Here is a 19,125-nt window from a genome sequence, read left to right on the forward strand (position 1 = left end):
GCAGATGGCTGCCCGCACTTATTTATCATTCAGATATTTTTCTGCCATAGGACTGGGGTAAAAAAGCGTAAATAGTCACCACTTTCCCTAACGAATTAACTGCGCTGAATTTTCTTATTTGTTTACATCTTCAGCAGTGACGCGTAGCAGAGCTGGCGCGATGGTGCTGGGCTTCCTTTCAGAAATCCCCTAAAATGCAGCCGCTGTCGCATATCCCGGGATAATTATCTTTTGCGATTAAAACGCTTTATTTTTCGCCATTTTTCAAATCGTGAAAATTTTTATTCCATTATTCATCAGGTTAATTTTTTATTTTGCCATTCATTCCCCTAAATTCCCCTCCACTAAATAATTCTCACCCTTGTAAAGAGTGATATTCACTTGTCGTTGCGGCTTGACAAGGATTTCATAGGCTCCGTAAACTCGTTTCGTGGTAAAAAGTGGGATAAAGTGGTGAAAACGGGTGATTGGGGGGTAGGACTGACATGTTCCGAGGAGCAACGTTAGTCAATCTCGACGGCAAAGGCCGATTGGCGGTACCAACGCGCTATCGTGAATTGCTTGTCGCGGAGTCTCAGGGGCAAATGGTGTGCACCATTGACCTCCACCAGCCATGTCTGTTGCTTTATACCCTGCCCGAATGGGAAATCATCGAGAAAAAACTGGCGCGGTTATCCAGCATGAATCCGAACGAACGTCGCGTGCAGCGACTGCTGTTAGGACATGCCAGCGAATGCCAGATGGATAATGCAGGTCGTTTGTTGCTGGCGAATACGCTACGGCAACATGCGAGCCTGACCAAAGAAGTGATGCTGGTTGGACAGTTCAATAAGTTTGAGCTGTGGGATGAACAGACCTGGTATCAACAAGTTAAGGACGATATTGACGCAGAACAGTCGGCTCAGGAGCCTTTATCTGAGCGGTTGCAGGACTTGTCGCTATAGCTATGCAGGATAATTTTAAACACACCACAGTGCTACTGGATGAGGCGGTTAACGGCCTCAATATCAGGGAAGACGGCATTTACATTGACGGCACTTTTGGGCGCGGCGGTCACTCACGTCTGATCCTTTCGCAACTGGGCGAGAAGGGGCAGTTACTGGCGATCGATCGCGATCCGCAAGCCATAGCCGCTGCAGCTGAAATTCAGGATCCACGTTTTTCGATCGTGCACGGACCTTTTTCGGCGCTGGCAGAGTATGTCGAAGCGCGTGGTCTCACCGGCAAGATCGATGGCGTATTGCTCGATCTTGGCGTGTCATCACCGCAGTTGGATGACGCAGAGCGCGGTTTCTCGTTTATGCGTGATGGGCCACTGGATATGCGTATGGACCCGACACGGGGCCAGTCTGCAGCAGAGTGGCTGATGAACGCCGAGGAAGCCGATATCGCCTTCGTCATCAAGACCTACGGTGAAGAGAAATTTGGCAAACGTATCGCACGCGCCATCGTCGAGCGTAATCGCGAGCAGCCAATGACGCGCACCAAAGAGTTAGCCACCGTGATCGCTGCTGCGATGCCGGTGAAGGACAAGTTTAAACATCCGGCCACGCGCACCTTCCAGGCGATTCGTATCTGGATCAACAGCGAGCTGGAAGAGATCGATACCGCGCTGAAAGGGGCGATGTCGGTGCTGGCGCCAGGCGGTCGGTTATCGGTTATCAGCTTCCACTCGCTGGAAGACCGTTTAGTTAAGCGTTTTATGCGCGATCAGAGCCGAGGCCCGCAAGTTCCAGCGGGTATCCCAATGACCGAAAGCCAGCTTAAAGCGCTAGGTGGACGTGAATTGAAAACCTTAGGCAAGCTGATTCCGGGTGAAGCGGAAGTCAACGAGAACCCACGCGCGCGCAGTTCGGTACTGCGTATTGCTGAGAGGACCGCGACATGATTGGCAACGAGCGACACAGCCTGCCCGGCGTCATCGGCGGTGACCTGCTGCGATTCGGCAAGATCCCGGTGTTGCTGCTGATTGCAGTACTTGTGTCCTCGGTGTTGGTGGTGACCACCACACACAAAACGCGCCTGTTAACGGCGCAGCGCGAACAGTTGGTGTTAGAACGTGATGCGCTCGATATCGAGTGGCGTAACCTGATTTTGGAAGAGAATGCGCTCGGCGATCATAGCCGGGTTGAGCGAATAGCAACCGATAAGCTGCAAATGCAGCATGTTGATCCTTCACAGGAAAATATCGTGGTGCAGAGATAAATAAGGAATCGCAGACCTCAATGAGCGGCGCAGGCAAAACGCTGAAGTTAAAAAAACAGGAAGATAAGGCCAGCTTTATAAGCTGGCGTTTTGCGTTGCTGTGCGGCTGTATTTTACTGGCTTTGGGCGGATTGCTGTCACGCGTGGCGTGGTTACAGGTCATTAGCCCGGATAAGCTGGTCAAAGAAGGGGATTTGCGTTCGCTGCGTGTTCAATCTGTTCCCACTGCACGTGGCATGATCAGCGATCGTGCTGGCCGTCCGTTAGCCGTCAGCGTGCCGGTGAATGCCATCTGGGCCGATCCTAAAGAGCTGATGGAACACGGCGGCGTGTCACTCGACAGCCGCTGGAAAGCCCTTTCAGATGCGTTGTCCATCCCACTCGATCAACTCGCCGCGCGCGTGAATGCCAATCCCAAAGGGCGCTTTATCTATCTGGCGCGTCAGGTGAATCCAGCGATCGGCGAATACGTCAAAAAACTCAAGCTGCCCGGCATTTACCTGCGTGAAGAGTCGCGTCGTTACTATCCAGCTGGTCAGGTCACTGCACATCTGATCGGCTTTACCAATATTGACGGTCAGGGCATTGAGGGCATCGAAAAGAGCTTCGACAAGTGGCTGACCGGCGCGCCAGGCGAGCGTACGGTGCGTAAAGACCGCTACGGTCGCGTGATTGAAGATATCTCCTCTGTGGACAGCCGCGCGGCGCACAACCTGACGCTCAGCATCGACGAGCGTTTGCAGGCGCTGGTGTACCGCGAGCTGAACAATGCCGTGGCGTTCAACAAAGCGGAGTCGGGCACTGCCGTTTTGGTGGATGTGAACACCGGTGAAGTGCTGGCAATGGCCAACAGCCCGGCTTACAACCCAAACAATCTCTCCAACACGCCGAAAGATGTGATGCGCAACCGCGCCATTACCGACATCTTCGAGCCAGGCTCCACCGTCAAACCGATGGTGGTGATGACCGCGCTGCAGCGTGGCGTGGTGAAAGAGAACAGCGTACTGAATACCGTGCCGTACCGCGTCAATGGTCATGAGATCAAGGACGTGGCGCGCTACAACGAATTGACCCTTACCGGGGTTTTACAGAAGTCGAGTAACGTCGGGGTTTCACGTTTGGCGTTAGCGATGCCCTCCTCAGCACTCGTAGATACTTACGCGCGCTTTGGACTGGGTAAACCGACCAATTTGGGGCTGGTCGGGGAAAGCAGTGGCTTATACCCTCAAAAACAACGGTGGTCTGACATAGAGAGGGCCACCTTCTCTTTCGGCTACGGGCTAATGGTAACACCGTTACAGTTAGCGCGAGTCTACGCAACCATTGGCAGCTACGGCATCAACCGCCCGCTGTCGATCACCAAAGTTGACCCGCCAGTGGCGGGTGAACGCGTTTTCCAGGAAGACCTGGTGAAAACGGTGATGCACATGATGGAAAGCGTTGCGCTGCCTGGCGGCGGTGGGGTTAAAGCCGCCATCAAGGGTTATCGCATCGCGATTAAAACCGGTACTGCGAAAAAAGTGGGACCGGATGGACGCTACGTCAATAAATACATTGCTTACACGGCAGGTGTTGCACCTGCCAGTCGCCCTCGTTTTGCGCTGGTGGTGGTGATCAACGATCCCCAGGCCGGTAAATATTATGGTGGTGCGGTTTCTGCACCGGTGTTTGGCGCCATCATGGGCGGTGTATTACGCACCATGAACATTGAACCGGATGCGCTGCCGACAATTGATAAAGACGAGTTGGTGAAGAACAGAAGTGAGGAATCAAGTGACCGATCGTAACCTGCGCGATTTACTGGCCCCGTGGGTGCCGGGTGCGCCGGCGCGTCCACTCCGTGACATGACACTAGACAGCCGCTCAGCGGCTGCTGGCGATCTGTTTATCGCCGTGGCGGGCCATCATGCTGATGGACGTCGTTTTATTCCGCAGGCTATTGCTCAAGGCGTGGCGGCAGTGATTGCCGAAGCCGAGGGCGAAGCCAGCGATGGAGATATCCGCGAGATGCACGGCGTCCCGGTTATCTACCTGGCGCAGTTGCAGCAGCGTCTCTCTGCACTGGCCGGGCGCTTTTATCAGCAGCCTGCTGAAAAACTTAAATTAATCGGTGTCACCGGCACCAACGGAAAAACCACCACCACGCAGTTGATGGCGCAGTGGGCCAATCTGCTGGGTGAAACCGGTGCCGTAATGGGTACGGTGGGTAATGGCTTATATGGCCAATTGGTGGCCACCGAAAACACCACCGGTTCCGCGGTAGATGTTCAACATGTATTGAATGATCTGGTGGAGCAGGGTGCCACGCTGGCTGCGATGGAAGTGTCTTCTCACGGCCTGGTGCAGCATCGCGTGGCGGCATTGCCCTTCGCGGCTGCTGTGTTCACGAATCTAAGCCGCGATCATCTGGATTATCACGGTGATATGCAGGGTTACGAAGCCGCCAAATGGCTGCTGTTCTCTGAGCATCAGGTTGGCGAAGCCATTATCAACGCTGATGACGAGGTCGGGCGCCGCTGGCTGGAGAAACTGCCGGATGCCGTTGCCGTCACCCTGGCTGACAACTTGCAGCCTGGCTGTCGTGGGCGCTGGCTGAAAGCCACAGCGGTGAATTATCACGATGGCGGTGCGCATATCCAGTTCAGCTCCAGCTGGGGCGACGGGGAATTTGATAGCCGTCTGATGGGCGCATTCAATGTCAGCAATCTGCTGCTGGCACTGGCCACCTTGCTGACGCTCGATTATCCGCTGGAGGCGCTGGTATCAAGCGCTGCACAGCTGCAACCGGTATGTGGCCGTATGGAAGTGTTCACGGCACCAGAAAAACCCACAGTGGTGGTGGATTATGCTCACACCCCCGATGCGCTGGAAAAAGCGTTGGAAGCTGCCCGTCTGCACTGTAAAGGCAAGCTGTGGTGCGTGTTTGGCTGCGGCGGCGATCGTGACAAAGGCAAACGTCCGTTGATGGGCGCGATTGCCGAACAGTTCTCTGACATCGTGGTCATCACCGATGACAATCCGCGCAGCGAAGAACCTGCCGCGATTGTGAATGACATTCTGACTGGCTTGCTTGATCCCGGTCGCGCCCGCGTGGTCGCGGGACGTGCGCAAGCGGTCACGAACGCCGTGATGCAGGCCAATGTCGATGACATCGTGTTGGTGGCTGGTAAAGGCCATGAAGATTATCAAATCATTGGTAACCGTCGTTTGGATTACTCCGATCGCGACACCGTCGCCCGTTTACTGGGGGTGATGGCATGATCCCGGTTTCTTTGAAAACACTGGCTGAAATCAGTGGTGGTCAACTGCACGGCGCTGATTTGACGCTGAATGATGTGACCAGCGACACGCGTAAAGTGGCTGATGGCAGCCTGTTTGTCGCACTGGTCGGTGAGCGTTTCGATGCACACGACTTTGCCAGCGATGCTATTGCTAACGGTGCCAAAGCGCTGCTGGTGAGTAAGCACTTGCCTTTAGATGTGCCGCAAGTGGTGGTGGCAGATACCCGCATTGCCTTTGGTCAGCTCGGCGCCTGGGTGCGTCAGCAATCGAAGGCGCGCGTGGTAGCCCTGACCGGTTCATCCGGTAAAACCTCCGTCAAAGAGATGACCGCTGCCATTTTGCGTCAGTGTGGTGAAACCCTCTATACCGCTGGCAACCTGAACAACGACTTCGGCGTGCCGATGACGTTGCTGCGTCTGACCCCAGAACACGAGTTCGCGGTGATTGAGCTGGGTGCCAATCATCAGGGCGAGATTGCTTACACCACCGATTTAGTGCGTCCTGAAACGGCGCTGGTGAATAATCTCGCTGCAGCGCATCTGGAAGGCTTTGGTTCACTGGCCGGTGTAGCGAAAGCCAAAGGCGAAATTTTTGGGGGATTGCCAGTACACGGCACCGCCATCGTCAATGCTGACAGCAACGACCTCGCTAACTGGCAGTCGCAGTTTGTCGATAGGACCCTGTGGCGCTTCTCGCCACAGCCGATGGCAGATGCAGAATTCCGCGCCAGCGAGATCGTGCTACGCGCCGACGCCACGCTGTTTACCTTGCATACGCCGCGCGGAGACATTGCTGTTGCGCTTCCGCTGCCTGGTCGCCACAACATCGCGAACGCGCTTGCTGCTGCTGCGCTGGCACTGTCCGTTGATGCCCCGCTAAGCGCGATCCAAACCGGTTTGAAAACACTGCAGCCCGTACCGGGGCGTCTGTTCCCGATTCGTCTGGCAGACAATCAACTGCTGCTGGATGACAGCTATAACGCCAACGTCGGTTCGATGACGGCGGCCGCACAGGTACTGGGCGATATGCCAGGGTTCCGAGTGATGGTCGTCGGTGATATGGCCGAACTGGGCGATGAAGCGGAAGCTTGCCATCAGCAGGTGGGTGAAGCCGCCAGGGCAGCAGGTATTGATTGTGTTCTGAGTACCGGCACTTTGAGTCGGTTGATCGGTGAAAGCAGCGGTAAAGGCGAGCATTTCGCCACCAAAGCCGAGCTGACTGTACGTTTACGCGCATTGCTGTCCCAACATCAGGACATCACTATTTTGGTTAAAGGCTCACGTAGCGCCGCCATGGAGCAGGTCGTCGAGAGCTTACAGGAGAAAGGAACATGCTAGTCTGGCTGGCCGAACATTTGGTCGCACTTTATTCCGGCTTTAACGTCTTCTCGTATTTGACGTTTCGCGCCATTGTCAGCCTGCTGACCGCTCTGTTCCTATCACTCTGGATGGGCCCGCGCCTGATCGCCTGGCTGCAGAAACTGCAGATTGGCCAGGTGGTGCGTAACGACGGTCCGGAATCGCACTTCAGTAAGCGCGGTACGCCAACCATGGGAGGCATCATGATCCTCACCTCCATCACCGTCTCGGTGTTGATGTGGGCGTATCCATCCAACCCTTATGTGTGGTGCGTGCTGGCGGTGCTGATTGGTTTCGGCATTATCGGTTTCGTCGATGACTATCGCAAAGTGGTACGCAAAGACACCAAAGGCCTGATTGCCCGCTGGAAATACTTCTGGATGTCGGTGATTTCCCTTGGCGTGGCTTTTGCGCTTTACGCTGCGGGCAAAGGCACACCGGCCACTCAGTTGGTGGTGCCGTTCTTTAAAGACATCATGCCGCAGCTGGGATTGTTTTATGTGCTGCTGGCTTACTTTGTGATTGTCGGCACCGGTAATGCGGTCAACCTGACGGATGGTCTGGATGGCCTGGCGATTATGCCAACCGTCTTCGTGGCAGCAGGCTTTGCTCTGGTGGCATGGGCGACCGGTAACGTGAAGTTTGCTGAGTATCTGCATATTCCGTATCTGCGCCATGCGGGTGAGTTGGTGATTGTCTGTACCGCGATTGTCGGTGCCGGTCTTGGCTTCCTGTGGTTCAACACCTACCCGGCTCAGGTCTTTATGGGCGATGTGGGTTCGCTGGCACTGGGTGGCGCGTTAGGCACCATCGCCGTGCTGCTGCGTCAGGAGTTTTTGCTGGTGATCATGGGCGGCGTGTTTGTGGTTGAAACACTGTCGGTGATTCTGCAGGTGGGATCGTTCAAGCTGCGCGGCCAACGCATTTTCCGCATGGCGCCGATTCACCACCACTATGAATTGAAGGGCTGGCCGGAGCCGCGCGTCATTGTGCGCTTCTGGATTATTTCACTGATGCTGGTGCTGATTGGCCTGGCAACGCTGAAGGTACGTTAATCATGGCTGACTATCGGGGCAGAAAAGTCGTCATCATTGGACTCGGCATCACTGGCCTGTCCTGTGTTGATTTCTTCCTCGCGCAGGGCGTGACGCCTCGCGTGATGGATACCCGTGTGTCTCCGCCTGGCCTCGACAAGTTGCCTGAGGCGGTTGAACGCTATGTAGGCGGTATCAACAGTGACTGGTTGCTGGCGTCGGACTTGATCGTTGCCAGCCCAGGCATCGCGCTTGCTCATCCTGCATTAAGTGAAGCCGCGGATGCCGGTATCGAAATCGTCGGTGATATCGAACTGTTCTGCCGTGAAGCTCAGGCGCCGATTGTCGCGATCACCGGCTCGAACGGTAAAAGCACTGTCACCACGCTGGTGGGTGAAATGGCCCGTGCAGCAGGTTGGCAGGTTGGCGTGGGTGGCAACATCGGTTTACCGGCGCTAACCCTGCTGAAATCTCCGGCACAGTTGTATGTGCTGGAACTTTCCAGCTTCCAGTTAGAAACCACCTACAGCCTGCAAGCGGCGGCCGCCACCATTCTCAACGTAACGGAAGATCATATGGATCGCTATCCGTTGGGCATGCAGCAGTATCGTGCGGCGAAATTGCGCATTTATGAAAACGCCCGCGTCTGTGTGGTCAATGCCGATGATGGTATGACCATGCCGGTTCGCGGCGTTGATGCACGCTGCGTGAGCTTTGGCATCAACCTTGGTGATTACCATCTGACTCAGCAGCAGGGCAGCACCTGGCTGCGGGCGCAGGGTGAAAGGGTATTAAACACCGACGAAATGACGTTGGTGGGGCAGCATAACTACACCAATGCCCTGGCGGCCCTGGCACTGGCAGATGCGGTGAATATCCCGCGCGCTTCCAGTCTGAAAGCGTTAACGACTTTCACTGGCCTGGCGCACCGTTTCCAGCTGGTGCATGAAGCCAATGGCGTGCGCTGGATTAATGACTCCAAAGCCACTAACGTCGGCAGTACTGAGGCGGCACTCAATGGTTTGCAGGTGAAAGGCACCTTGTGGCTGTTGATGGGCGGTGATGGCAAATCCGCTGACTTCAGTGCACTGACGCGCTTTTTGCAGGGCGACAACGTGCGCATCTATTGCTTTGGTCGTGACGGCGATGCGCTCGCGGCGTTGCGCCCGGAGATCGCCACGCGCACAGAGACGATGCAGCAGGCCATGGAGCAGATTGCCTCTCAGGCGAAGGCGGGCGATATGGTGCTGCTGTCACCGGCCTGCGCCAGCCTCGATCAGTTCCGTAATTTTGAACAGCGCGGTGATATTTTCGCGCAGCTGGCGAAGGAGTTGAGCTGATGCGCATTCCAGGTGCCGGTATTGCCAGCTTCCTCTCCGTGCGTTTACGCGATTGGGTGATGGGCGGCCGTGAAAATGATGATGCGCCAGTGGTGCTGTATGATCGTACGCTGCTGTGGCTGACCTTTGGTTTGGCGATTATCGGCTTTGTGATGGTGACTTCAGCGTCGATGCCGGTCGGCCAGCGTCTCAACGAAGACCCGTTCTACTTCGCTAAACGCGACGCTTTCTATATTGCCCTGGCGGTAGGCATGGCACTGGTGACATTGCGCGTCCCAATGGATTTCTGGCAGCGCTACAGCAACGTGATGCTGATGGCGTCTGTGGCAATGCTGCTGATCGTCCTGGTGGTGGGTAGTTCGGTTAACGGTGCATCGCGCTGGATTGCCCTCGGCCCACTGCGTATTCAGCCGGCCGAATTGTCCAAGCTTTCCCTGTTTTGCTATCTCGCCAGCTATCTGGTGCGCAAAGTGGAAGAGGTACGCAACAACTTCTGGGGCTTTTGTAAGCCGATGGGCGTGATGGTGGTGTTGGCCGTGTTACTGCTGGCGCAACCGGATCTCGGAACTGTAGTTGTGCTGTTTGTGACGACGCTAGCGATGCTGTTCCTCGCGGGTGCCAAAATGTGGCAGTTCCTGGCGATCATCGGCTCCGGTATTTTTGCCGTGGTGCTGCTGATTATCGCTGAACCCTATCGTATGCGCCGTGTGACCTCTTTCTGGAACCCATGGGAAGATCCGTTTGGCAGCGGCTACCAGCTGACCCAGTCGCTGATGGCCTTCGGTCGTGGTGAATTCTGGGGCCAGGGCCTCGGCAACTCGGTGCAAAAACTCGAGTATCTGCCGGAGGCACACACCGACTTTATCTTCTCCATCATTGGTGAAGAGTTGGGTTATGTCGGTGTGGTTTTGGCGCTGTTAATGGTATTCTTCGTCGCTTTTCGCGCGATGTCGATTGGTCGCCGTGCTCTGGAGATAGATCAGCGCTTTTCTGGCTTCCTCGCTTGCTCAATTGGCGTGTGGTTTAGCTTCCAGGCGCTGGTTAACGTCGGTGCGGCCGCAGGTATGCTGCCGACCAAAGGTCTGACACTGCCGCTGATCAGTTACGGTGGCTCAAGTCTGATCATCATGTCGACCGCCATCGTGTTTTTATTGCGCATTGATTATGAAACGCGTCTGGCAAAAGCGCAGGCGTTTACCCGAGGTGCTCGATGAGTAGCAAGCGGCTGATGGTGATGGCCGGCGGAACCGGCGGACATGTGTTCCCTGGGCTGGCTGTGGCACACCATCTGATCGAACAGGGCTGGCAGGTGCGCTGGCTCGGAACCGCTGACCGAATGGAAGCGGATTTGGTGCCGAAACATGGCATCGAAATTGAATTTATCCGTATTAGCGGTTTGCGCGGCAAAGGCGTTAAAGCGCAGTTACTGGCACCGGTACGCATCTTCAATGCATGGCGCCAGGCGCGTCGCATCATGAAGCGCTGGCAGCCGGACGTGGTGCTCGGCATGGGCGGATACGTTTCCGGTCCAGGTGGATTAGCCGCGTGGAGTTGCGGTATTCCTGTGGTGCTGCATGAGCAGAACGGCATTGCCGGGCTGACCAACAAGTGGCTGGCGAAAATTGCCACCAAAGTGATGCAGGCGTTTCCGGGTGCATTCCCGAAAGCCGATGTGGTTGGCAATCCCGTGCGTACCGATGTGTTGGCCCTGCCGCTGCCTGCTGATCGCCTGAGTGGACGCAGTGGTGCGATTCGTGTGCTGGTGGTCGGCGGAAGCCAGGGCGCACGTATCCTGAATCAGACAGTGCCGCAGGTGGCCGCAGAACTGGGTGATGCCATCACGATTTGGCATCAAAGCGGCAAAGGCGCGCTGGAGACGGTGCAACAGGCCTATCTCGATGCCGGACAGCCGCAGCACAAGGTCACCGAGTTTATCGATGATATGGCGGAAGCCTATGCCTGGGCGGATGTAGTGGTGTGTCGTTCGGGCGCATTGACGGTGAGCGAAGTTGCCGCCGCAGGTTTACCGGCGATCTTCGTGCCGTTTCAGCACAAAGACCGTCAGCAGTACTGGAATGCGTTGCCGCTGGAGCAAGCGGGCGCAGCCAAAATTTTCGAGCAGCCGCAATTTACCGCGACTGCAGTAGCGGACACGTTGCGCCATTGGGATCGCGCCACGCTGCTGGCGATGGCTGAGAAAGCCCGTCAGGTAGCGATTCCTGATGCAACCGATCGGGTTGCGCAGGAAGTGGCACGCGTCGCGAAGTAATTAATAGGTCGGTTTGACCGGCTGTACCTGAATGCAGGTACGAATGAGATCAACAGGTAATTGAGACAGATGAATACACAGCAATTGGCAAAACTGCGTTCCATTGTGCCCGAGATGCGTCGCGTCCGGCACATTCACTTTGTCGGCATCGGTGGTGCTGGCATGGGCGGTATTGCCGAGGTGTTGGCGAACGAAGGTTATCACATCAGCGGGTCGGATCTGGCGCCTAACCCGGTGACCCAGCATCTGGCCTCATTGGGTGCGACCATTTATTTCAACCATCGCCCGGAAAACGTGACGGATGCGAGCGTGGTGGTGGTGTCGACTGCGGTGGCTCAGGACAATCCGGAGCTGGTAGCGGCACGCGAGCAGCGTATCCCGGTGATTCGCCGTGCAGAGATGCTGGCTGAGCTGATGCGCTTCCGTCATGGCATCGCGATTGCCGGTACGCACGGCAAAACCACCACCACAGCGATGGTTACCAGTATTTATGCCGAAGGTGGCTTAGACCCAACTTTCGTCAATGGCGGCCTGGTGAAAGCAGCGGGCACCCATGCGCGTTTGGGCACCAGCCGTTACCTGATTGCGGAAGCCGATGAGAGTGACGCGTCGTTCCTGCATCTGCAGCCGATGGTGGCGATTGTCACCAATATCGAAGCGGATCATATGGATACCTATCAGGGCGATTTCGAGAACCTGAAGCAGACGTTCATCAACTTCCTGCATAACCTGCCGTTCTACGGACGTGCGGTGATGTGCGTAGATGATGTGGTGATCCGCGATTTGATCCCACGCGTAGGCCGTCAGGTCACCACTTACGGTTTCAGTGATGACGCCGATGTGCGTATCGAAAACTATGAACAACGTGGCGCGCAGGGGCACTTTACCCTGATTCGTCAGGACAAGCCGGTGCTAAAAGTGACCCTGAATGCGCCGGGTCGTCACAATGCCTTAAATGCTGCTGCTGCGGTTGCAGTGGCGACGGAAGAAGGCATTGAAGATAACGCGATTCTGGCGGCACTGGAGAGCTTCCAGGGCACCGGGCGCCGCTTTGATGTGCTGGGCGAATTTGATACCGCAGCGGTCAATGGCAATCCAGGCAGCGCAATGCTGGTGGATGATTACGGTCATCACCCAACGGAAGTGGATGTCACCATCAAAGCCGCGCGTGCCGGCTGGCCAGAGAAAAAACTGGTGATGGTATTCCAGCCGCATCGTTACACGCGAACTCGAGATCTGTTCGATGACTTCGCTAACGTGCTGTCACAGGTTGATGTATTGCTGATGCTGGATGTTTATCCGGCCGGTGAAGCGCCGATTCCAGGCGCAGATAGCCGTTCACTGTGCCGCGCGATTCGCAATCGTGGCAAGGTTGACCCGATTCTGGTCTCTGAGCACGATGCGTTGCCGGAAGCGCTAGCCCCGTTGTTGTCAGGTGACGATCTGGTCATCGTGCAGGGCGCCGGCAATATCGGCAAGATCGCCCGCAAACTGGCTGAGCTTGCGTTGCAGCCAGCTGCGAAAACGGAGGCGCGTCATGGCTGAGAAAGTCGCCGTCCTGATGGGCGGAACCTCGGCAGAGCGTGAAGTGTCGCTGATGTCGGGCAATGCGGTGTTAGCTGGTCTGCGTGAGATGGGCATTGATGCACACGGCGTGGATACCCGTGATGTGTCAGTGCTGGACCTCAAAGCGCAGGGCTTTGATAAAACCTTTATCGCTCTGCACGGTCGCGGCGGTGAAGATGGCACGCTGCAGGCGGTGCTGGAGTTCCTCCAGTTGCCCTATACCGGCAGCGGCGTGATGGCTTCTGCGATCACCATGGATAAACTGCGCAGCAAATTGCTGTGGCAGGGCAGGGGACTGCCTTCAGGCAAATTCGTCTGGTTAACGCGTCAGCAGCAGGAGCAGGGTTTAGACGCACAAACGCAGGCTGCCATTGATGCGCTCGGGCTGCCGCTGTTTGTGAAGCCAAGCTGTGAAGGTTCTAGTGTCGGCATCAGCCGTGTGAACACGTTAGAAGCCTTGCCTGCAGCGCTGGATGAAGCGTTTCGCCACGATAATGACGTGCTAGTTGAGGCATTCCTGAGTGGTGCGGAATATACCGTTGGCATCCTGGGTAATGAAATTCTGCCTTCAATCAGAATTAAAACCGCCAGCGAGTTCTATGACTATGAAGCTAAATACATTTCTGACGATACTGAATACTTCTGTCCAAGTGGTTTGAGTGCAGTTCAGGAAGCAGAATTGAAGACGCTGGTATGGGCAGCCTGGCGTGCACTGGGTTGCAGCGGCTGGGGACGCGTCGATGTAATGACAGATGGCGAGGGGAAATTCCAGTTGCTGGAAGTGAATACCTCTCCGGGCATGACCAGCCACAGTCTGGTGCCGATGGCCGCGAAGCAGGCAGGATACAGTTTCCCGCAGCTGGTGGCGCGTATTCTGGAACTGGCTGACTGATATGTCTCAGGCGGCGATACGTGTACGAAATCGCGAACCCCAGGAGCGTGCGCGCACCGGGCGTAGCAACGGTGCCCGACTGTTTGGCGTCGTATTCCTGCTGATTGTGTTGGGCATCATGGCTGCCGGTGGGCTGGTGGTGCTGAAGTGGATGAATGATGCGTCGCGTTTACCGCTGTCGAAGCTGGTGGTGACCGGGGAAACGCATTACACCACGCATGATGACATTCGCCAGGCCATTTTGTCGCTAGGTGCACCTGGCACGTTTATGTCGCAAAACGTGGACATCATCCAGCAACAGATTGAGCGTTTACCCTGGATTAAACAGGTCAGTGTGCGTAAGCAGTGGCCTGATGAGCTGAAGATTAACCTGGTGGAGTATGTTCCGGTGGCACGCTGGAATGACTCACACATGGTAGACGCCGATGGCGTCTCCTTCAGCGTCCCGGCCAGTCATATCGGTAAAGAAACATTGCCGATGTTATATGGCCCGGAAGGCAGTGAAACAGAGGTGTTGGCGGGCTATCACACCATGAGTGATGTGCTCAAAGCCGGCAAGTTTACCCTGAAGGTCGCGTCGATGACGGCGCGGCGCTCGTGGCAGTTAGTGACCAGCGACGATGTGCGCATCGAACTGGGACGCAGCGACACCATGAAGCGTCTGAACCGTTTTATTGAGCTCTATCCGGAGCTGCTGCAGCAGGGCCAGAGTCAGAACAAGCGCATTACCTATGTCGATTTGCGCTACGACTCCGGTGCCGCAGTAGGCTGGGCAGCGGCCCCGCTGGAGCCACAGGACAGTAATCAGCAACAAAACCAGGCACAGGCTAAACCACAATGATCAAGGCAACGGACAGAAAACTGGTAGTAGGACTTGAAATCGGCACCGCAAAGGTTGCCGCCCTGGTTGGGGAAATTCTGCCTGATGGTATGGTCAACATTATTGGGGTGGGCAGCTGCCCGTCTCGCGGTATGGATAAAGGCGGCGTAAATGACCTTGAGTCGGTGGTGAAATGCGTTCAACGCGCCATCGACCAGGCTGAACTGATGGCTGATTGCCAGATTTCGTCGGTTTACCTTGCTTTATCGGGCAAACATATCAGTTGTCAGAACGAAATCGGGATGGTTCCGATTTCGGAAGAGGAAGTGACTCAGGATGATGTAGAGAACGTGGTACATACGGCGAAATCCGTACGCGTACGCGATGAACATCGTATCCTGCATGTGATTCCTCAGGAATATGCCATTGATTATCAGGAAGGCATCAAGAATCCGGTGGGACTTTCCGGCGTGCGTATGCAGGCGAAAGTGCACTTGATCACCTGCCACAATGATATGGCGAAAAATATTGTTAAAGCCGTTGAACGTTGCGGCCTGAAAGTTGACCAACTGATTTTTGCCGGACTGGCATCCAGTTTCTCGGTTCTGACTGAAGATGAACGTGAGCTGGGCGTCTGTGTTGTTGACATCGGTGGCGGTACAATGGATATCGCGGTTTACACCGGCGGCGCACTGCGTCACACCAAAGTGATCCCTTATGCAGGGAATGTGGTGACCAGTGATATCGCCTATGCCTTCGGCACACCGCCAACCGATGCGGAAGCGATCAAAGTACGCCATGGTTGTGCGTTGGGTTCGATTGTTGGCAAAGATGAAAACGTCGAAGTGCCGAGCGTCGGTGGACGCCCACCGCGCAGTCTGCAACGCCAAACGCTGGCAGAAGTGATTGAGCCGCGTTACACCGAATTGCTGAATCTGGTGAATGACGAGATTCTGCAACTGCAGGAGCAACTGCGTCAGCAGGGCGTGAAACACCACCTGGCAGCAGGCATCGTGCTGACCGGTGGCGCAGCACAGATTGAAGGTTTGGCCGCTTGCGCCCAGCGTGTATTTCATACGCAGGTGCGTATTGGTCAGCCACTTAACATCACCGGCCTGACGGATTATGCGCAGGAGCCGTATTACTCAACTGCAGTCGGTCTGCTGCATTACGGCAAAGAGTCACACATGAACGGTGATGCAGAAACGGAAAAACGTGCTTCAGTGGGCAACTGGTTTAAACGTATCAATAGCTGGCTGAAGAAAGAGTTTTAATTTTTGAAAAAGGAGATCATGCAGGCAATGTTTATGATCTCCAGGCGACAGGCACATAACGGAGAGAAATCATGTTTGAACCTATGGAATTAACCAATGACGCGGTGATTAAAGTCATCGGCGTCGGCGGCGGCGGTGGCAACGCCGTAGAGCACATGGTACGCGAGCGTATCGAAGGTGTAGAATTCTTCGCTGTAAACACCGACGCGCAAGCGTTGCGTAAGACAGCGGTTGGCCAGACGATCCAGATCGGGACCGGTATCACCAAGGGTCTCGGTGCGGGTGCAAACCCGGAAGTGGGTCGTACCTCAGCTGAGGAAGATCGTGAAGCACTGCGTTCTGCGCTGGAAGGGGCAGACATGGTGTTTATTGCTGCAGGCATGGGCGGCGGTACCGGTACCGGTGCAGCGCCAGTCGTGGCAGAAGTAGCAAAAGATTTGGGTATCCTGACTGTTGCGGTGGTGACCAAGCCCTTCAACTTCGAAGGCAAAAAGCGTATGGCTTTTGCTGAACAGGGTATCGCTGAGCTGTCTAAGCATGTTGATTCGCTGATCACCATCCCGAACGACAAGCTGTTAAAAGTGCTGGGTCGCGGTATCTCTCTGCTGGATGCCTTTGGTGCAGCCAACGACGTACTGAAAGGTGCGGTGCAGGGTATCGCCGAGCTGATTACTCGCCCAGGCTTGATGAACGTTGACTTCGCGGACGTGCGTACCGTGATGTCAGAAATGGGTTACGCCATGATGGGCTCCGGCGTAGCGTGCGGTGAAGACCGTGCCGAAGAAGCAGCCGAAATGGCGATCTCCAGCCCACTGCTGGAAGATATCGATCTGTCTGGTGCGCGCGGCGTGCTGGTCAACATCACGGCGGGCTTTGACCTGCGTCTGGATGAGTTCGAAACCGTGGGTAACACTATCCGCGCCTTCGCCTCTGACAACGCGACCGTGGTTATCGGTACGTCTCTGGATCCAGAGATGAACGACGAACTGCGCGTGACCGTGGTTGCGACGGGTATTGGCATGGACAAGCGTCCAGAAATCACGCTGGTGACCAACAAACCGGCTTCGCAGCCAGTGATGGATCATCGCTACCAGCAGCACGGCATGGCGCCGTTGCCGCAGGAGCAGAAGCCGGCAGCGAAAGTGGTCAACGACCAGCCAGCATCGTCCAATAAAGAGCCAGATTATCTTGATATTCCAGCCTTCCTGCGTAAGCAGGCAGACTAAGAATATCCTGAGAATTGGGATTCTCCGCTCTTTGTGCTAAAGTATTCGCCCGCTGGTAATTTATACTGGCGGTCGGATGGGTAATATTGCGAGATAATGCGATGATCAAACAAAGGACATTAAAACGTATTGTTCAGGCGACAGGTGTCGGTTTACATACCGGCAAGAAAGTCACGCTGACCTTACGCCCTGCGTCGGCTAATACCGGGGTCATCTATCGTCGCACTGACTTGAATCCACCGGTTGATTTCCCGGCTGATGCAAAATACGTGCGCGACACCATGCTGAGTACCTGCCTGGTGAATGATGAAGGCGTGCGTATATCGACGGTTGAACACCTGAATGCTGCATTGGCAGGCTTGGGTATCGACAACATTATTGTTGAAGTCGATGCGCCCGAAATCCCAATTATGGATGGCAGTGCCGCGCCTTTTGTCTACTTGCTGATGGATGCAGGCGTCGAAGAGCTGAACAGTGCGAAGAAATTTGTACGCGTTAAGCAGACGGTGCGTGTTGAAGATGGCGATAAGTGGGCCGAGATCAAACCTTACAACGGTTTCTCACTCGACTTTACTATCGACTTCAAACATCCGGCAATTGACTCAAGCTCGCAGCGTTACCAGTTAAACTTCTCGGCTGATGCGTTTGTTCGCCAAATCAGTCGTGCGCGCACCTTTGGTTTTATGCGTGAAATCGAATATCTGCAGTCTAAAGGCCTGTGCCTGGGCGGTAGCTTAGATTGTGCGATTGGTCTTGATGATTTCCGCGTACTCAACGAAGACGGTCTGCGCTTTGAAGATGAATTCGTTCGTCACAAAATGCTGGACGCGATCGGCGATCTGTTTATGTGTGGCCACAACGTGATTGGCGCTTTCTCTGCGTTTAAATCAGGCCATGCGTTAAACAATAAATTGCTGCAAGCGGTACTGGCTAAGCAGGAAGCCTGGGAATGGGCAACCTTCGAAGACGAAGCTGAACTGCCACTGGCATTCAAAGCTCCAAATTTAGTTCTGGCGTAAGTCAGTCATAAAACGGCAGTTTCCCTGACACCCTCTCCGGTCAGTGGAAGCTGCCGTTTTTTATTGCCTGTTTTTTATTCCTGCAAGACCGCTCTCAATTCTCTGCTATCACTGGCGAAAGCCTGTACAAATAAACGTGAAATCCCCCTTAAGCCCTTTAATCACTGGTGTCCTGGCCCCACATAAGTGCTATTATCTGGCGCTCATATGAGCAGGTTCGCGGATAACCGCAACGGCTTCATTACTTTATTTAACTGTGGATAGGTTGTGATCGGGATTTTCTCACGCTGGCGACAATTAGGCAGACGCTACTTCTGGCCTCATCTCTTGTTAGGGATGGTGGCGGCCAGTTTGGGCTTGCCTGCCTGTGCGCAAAGTGCGGAGTCCACGGCGACAGACTCGCCCATCAGCAGCCTGTTTGTCGGCAATGTTGTTCATTTCGATCATTTAATCCGTCTGCAGGAAAGTGCGCGTCGACCAAATTTCAATGTCGATTACTGGCATCAGCATGCCATTCGCACGGTCATTCGCCACCTCTCATTTAGCATGACGCCACCAGCAGAAGCGGAAGAAAGTCATACAGTCCCGCTGGCGGCACAAAAGCTGGCGTTAATCGATTCGCTGCAGGCGCTACTCACATCGCCAGCTCAACCCGCTATTGCATTAGAGCCGCAGGAAACGCTGCGTCATCGCGAACTTCAAATTCACACTTCTGCTGACTGGCAGGCTGCTATTCATGGCATCCGCGCCGGGCCTGCCATTGCTTAACAGTAACGATTTTCCACATCCTGTTTTAGATTTTCCAGTCCGCATGAATGCGGCTGAATTGAGAAAAATTTA

17 protein-coding genes are annotated in these 19,125 nt (G+C 55.1%); all 17 read left to right on the forward strand.

The features are described 5' to 3' along the window. Nucleotides 1-485: 485 nt before the first annotated feature. The 17 genes from mraZ to secM all read left to right on the forward strand — a co-directional run bounded on the left by mraZ (nucleotide 486) and on the right by secM (nucleotide 19,053). Nucleotides 486-944 carry a division/cell wall cluster transcriptional repressor MraZ gene (gene mraZ, locus AC6I8L_RS03400; RefSeq protein ID WP_038649082.1) on the forward strand — a complete coding sequence of 153 codons (459 nt, stop codon included), beginning with the start codon at nucleotides 486-488 and terminating at the stop codon, nucleotides 942-944. Between the two features lie 2 nt (nucleotides 945-946). Beyond that, a complete protein-coding gene (gene rsmH, locus AC6I8L_RS03405; protein WP_034825988.1) occupies nucleotides 947-1,888 on the forward strand; it encodes a 16S rRNA (cytosine(1402)-N(4))-methyltransferase RsmH in 942 nt (313 codons plus the stop codon). Next, entirely contained in the window at nucleotides 1,885-2,205 is a 321-nt protein-coding gene (ftsL, locus tag AC6I8L_RS03410) for a cell division protein FtsL (RefSeq protein ID WP_034825986.1), read from the forward strand. The genes rsmH and ftsL overlap by 4 nt, the downstream gene beginning before the upstream one ends. 20 nt (nucleotides 2,206-2,225) lie before the next feature. Continuing rightward, nucleotides 2,226-3,992 carry a peptidoglycan glycosyltransferase FtsI gene (locus AC6I8L_RS03415; protein ID WP_058960906.1) on the forward strand — a complete coding sequence of 589 codons (1,767 nt, stop codon included), beginning with the start codon at nucleotides 2,226-2,228 and terminating at the stop codon, nucleotides 3,990-3,992. Further along, nucleotides 3,979-5,466: a UDP-N-acetylmuramoyl-L-alanyl-D-glutamate--2,6-diaminopimelate ligase gene (gene murE, locus AC6I8L_RS03420; protein WP_058960905.1), complete on the forward strand. Its 1,488-nt coding sequence runs from the start codon at nucleotides 3,979-3,981 to the stop codon at nucleotides 5,464-5,466. Before AC6I8L_RS03415 ends, murE begins: the two co-directional genes overlap by 14 nt. Further along, complete coding sequence (gene murF, locus AC6I8L_RS03425) at nucleotides 5,463-6,824, forward strand: UDP-N-acetylmuramoyl-tripeptide--D-alanyl-D-alanine ligase (RefSeq protein WP_058960904.1); 1,362 nt, start codon at nucleotides 5,463-5,465, stop codon at nucleotides 6,822-6,824. The genes murE and murF overlap by 4 nt, the downstream gene beginning before the upstream one ends. After that, on the forward strand, nucleotides 6,818-7,900 hold the full coding sequence (mraY, locus tag AC6I8L_RS03430; protein WP_034829683.1) for a phospho-N-acetylmuramoyl-pentapeptide-transferase: 1,083 nt from the start codon (nucleotides 6,818-6,820) through the stop codon (nucleotides 7,898-7,900). The genes murF and mraY overlap by 7 nt, the downstream gene beginning before the upstream one ends. Before the next feature lie 2 nt (nucleotides 7,901-7,902). Beyond that, a complete protein-coding gene (gene murD, locus AC6I8L_RS03435; protein WP_058960903.1) occupies nucleotides 7,903-9,219 on the forward strand; it encodes a UDP-N-acetylmuramoyl-L-alanine--D-glutamate ligase in 1,317 nt (438 codons plus the stop codon). Then, nucleotides 9,219-10,433 carry a cell division protein FtsW gene (ftsW, locus tag AC6I8L_RS03440; protein ID WP_034829677.1) on the forward strand — a complete coding sequence of 405 codons (1,215 nt, stop codon included), beginning with the start codon at nucleotides 9,219-9,221 and terminating at the stop codon, nucleotides 10,431-10,433. The genes murD and ftsW overlap by 1 nt, the downstream gene beginning before the upstream one ends. Further along, complete coding sequence (murG, locus tag AC6I8L_RS03445) at nucleotides 10,430-11,488, forward strand: undecaprenyldiphospho-muramoylpentapeptide beta-N-acetylglucosaminyltransferase (protein ID WP_058960902.1); 1,059 nt, start codon at nucleotides 10,430-10,432, stop codon at nucleotides 11,486-11,488. The genes ftsW and murG overlap by 4 nt, the downstream gene beginning before the upstream one ends. A 69-nt stretch (nucleotides 11,489-11,557) precedes the next feature. Continuing rightward, nucleotides 11,558-13,033, forward strand: coding sequence for a UDP-N-acetylmuramate--L-alanine ligase (gene murC / locus AC6I8L_RS03450; RefSeq protein ID WP_058960901.1), 1,476 nt, complete (start codon nucleotides 11,558-11,560; stop codon nucleotides 13,031-13,033). Then, nucleotides 13,026-13,946 (forward strand): D-alanine--D-alanine ligase, encoded by a 921-nt coding sequence (locus AC6I8L_RS03455; protein ID WP_058960900.1) that lies wholly within the window; start codon nucleotides 13,026-13,028, stop codon nucleotides 13,944-13,946. The genes murC and AC6I8L_RS03455 overlap by 8 nt, the downstream gene beginning before the upstream one ends. Nucleotide 13,947: 1 nt before the next feature. Next, nucleotides 13,948-14,787, forward strand: coding sequence for a cell division protein FtsQ (ftsQ, locus tag AC6I8L_RS03460; RefSeq protein ID WP_045816937.1), 840 nt, complete (start codon nucleotides 13,948-13,950; stop codon nucleotides 14,785-14,787). Next, on the forward strand, nucleotides 14,784-16,040 hold the full coding sequence (gene ftsA, locus AC6I8L_RS03465) for a cell division protein FtsA (protein ID WP_013507861.1): 1,257 nt from the start codon (nucleotides 14,784-14,786) through the stop codon (nucleotides 16,038-16,040). The genes ftsQ and ftsA overlap by 4 nt, the downstream gene beginning before the upstream one ends. Before the next feature lie 71 nt (nucleotides 16,041-16,111). Next, complete coding sequence (gene ftsZ / locus AC6I8L_RS03470) at nucleotides 16,112-17,266, forward strand: cell division protein FtsZ (RefSeq protein ID WP_034829667.1); 1,155 nt, start codon at nucleotides 16,112-16,114, stop codon at nucleotides 17,264-17,266. 101 nt (nucleotides 17,267-17,367) lie between these two features. Further along, entirely contained in the window at nucleotides 17,368-18,285 is a 918-nt protein-coding gene (lpxC, locus tag AC6I8L_RS03475) for a UDP-3-O-acyl-N-acetylglucosamine deacetylase (protein ID WP_058960899.1), read from the forward strand. Between the two features lie 267 nt (nucleotides 18,286-18,552). After that, nucleotides 18,553-19,053, forward strand: a complete 501-nt coding sequence (secM, locus tag AC6I8L_RS03480; protein WP_058960898.1) for a secA translation cis-regulator SecM — start codon at nucleotides 18,553-18,555, stop codon at nucleotides 19,051-19,053. Nucleotides 19,054-19,125: the final 72 nt, after the last annotated feature.

The organism is Type-E symbiont of Plautia stali, from assembly GCF_059731115.1.

Excerpts from the sequence above, each read along its gene's own strand:
- ftsW (WP_034829677.1), top strand. The coding sequence starts at position 9,219 with ATGCGCATTCCAGGTGCCGGTATTGCCAGCTTCCTCTCCGTGCGTTTA.
- rsmH (WP_034825988.1), top strand. The coding sequence starts at position 947 with ATGCAGGATAATTTTAAACACACCACAGTGCTACTGGATGAGGCGGTT.
- murF (WP_058960904.1), top strand. The coding sequence starts at position 5,463 with ATGATCCCGGTTTCTTTGAAAACACTGGCTGAAATCAGTGGTGGTCAA.
- mraZ (WP_038649082.1), top strand. The coding sequence starts at position 486 with ATGTTCCGAGGAGCAACGTTAGTCAATCTCGACGGCAAAGGCCGATTG.
- lpxC (WP_058960899.1), top strand. The coding sequence starts at position 17,368 with ATGATCAAACAAAGGACATTAAAACGTATTGTTCAGGCGACAGGTGTC.
- murG (WP_058960902.1), top strand. The coding sequence starts at position 10,430 with ATGAGTAGCAAGCGGCTGATGGTGATGGCCGGCGGAACCGGCGGACAT.
- ftsZ (WP_034829667.1), top strand. The coding sequence starts at position 16,112 with ATGTTTGAACCTATGGAATTAACCAATGACGCGGTGATTAAAGTCATC.
- ftsQ (WP_045816937.1), top strand. The coding sequence starts at position 13,948 with ATGTCTCAGGCGGCGATACGTGTACGAAATCGCGAACCCCAGGAGCGT.
- AC6I8L_RS03415 (WP_058960906.1), top strand. The coding sequence starts at position 2,226 with ATGAGCGGCGCAGGCAAAACGCTGAAGTTAAAAAAACAGGAAGATAAG.
- ftsA (WP_013507861.1), top strand. The coding sequence starts at position 14,784 with ATGATCAAGGCAACGGACAGAAAACTGGTAGTAGGACTTGAAATCGGC.
- murC (WP_058960901.1), top strand. The coding sequence starts at position 11,558 with ATGAATACACAGCAATTGGCAAAACTGCGTTCCATTGTGCCCGAGATG.
- murD (WP_058960903.1), top strand. The coding sequence starts at position 7,903 with ATGGCTGACTATCGGGGCAGAAAAGTCGTCATCATTGGACTCGGCATC.
- AC6I8L_RS03455 (WP_058960900.1), top strand. The coding sequence starts at position 13,026 with ATGGCTGAGAAAGTCGCCGTCCTGATGGGCGGAACCTCGGCAGAGCGT.
- mraY (WP_034829683.1), top strand. The coding sequence starts at position 6,818 with ATGCTAGTCTGGCTGGCCGAACATTTGGTCGCACTTTATTCCGGCTTT.
- ftsL (WP_034825986.1), top strand. The coding sequence starts at position 1,885 with ATGATTGGCAACGAGCGACACAGCCTGCCCGGCGTCATCGGCGGTGAC.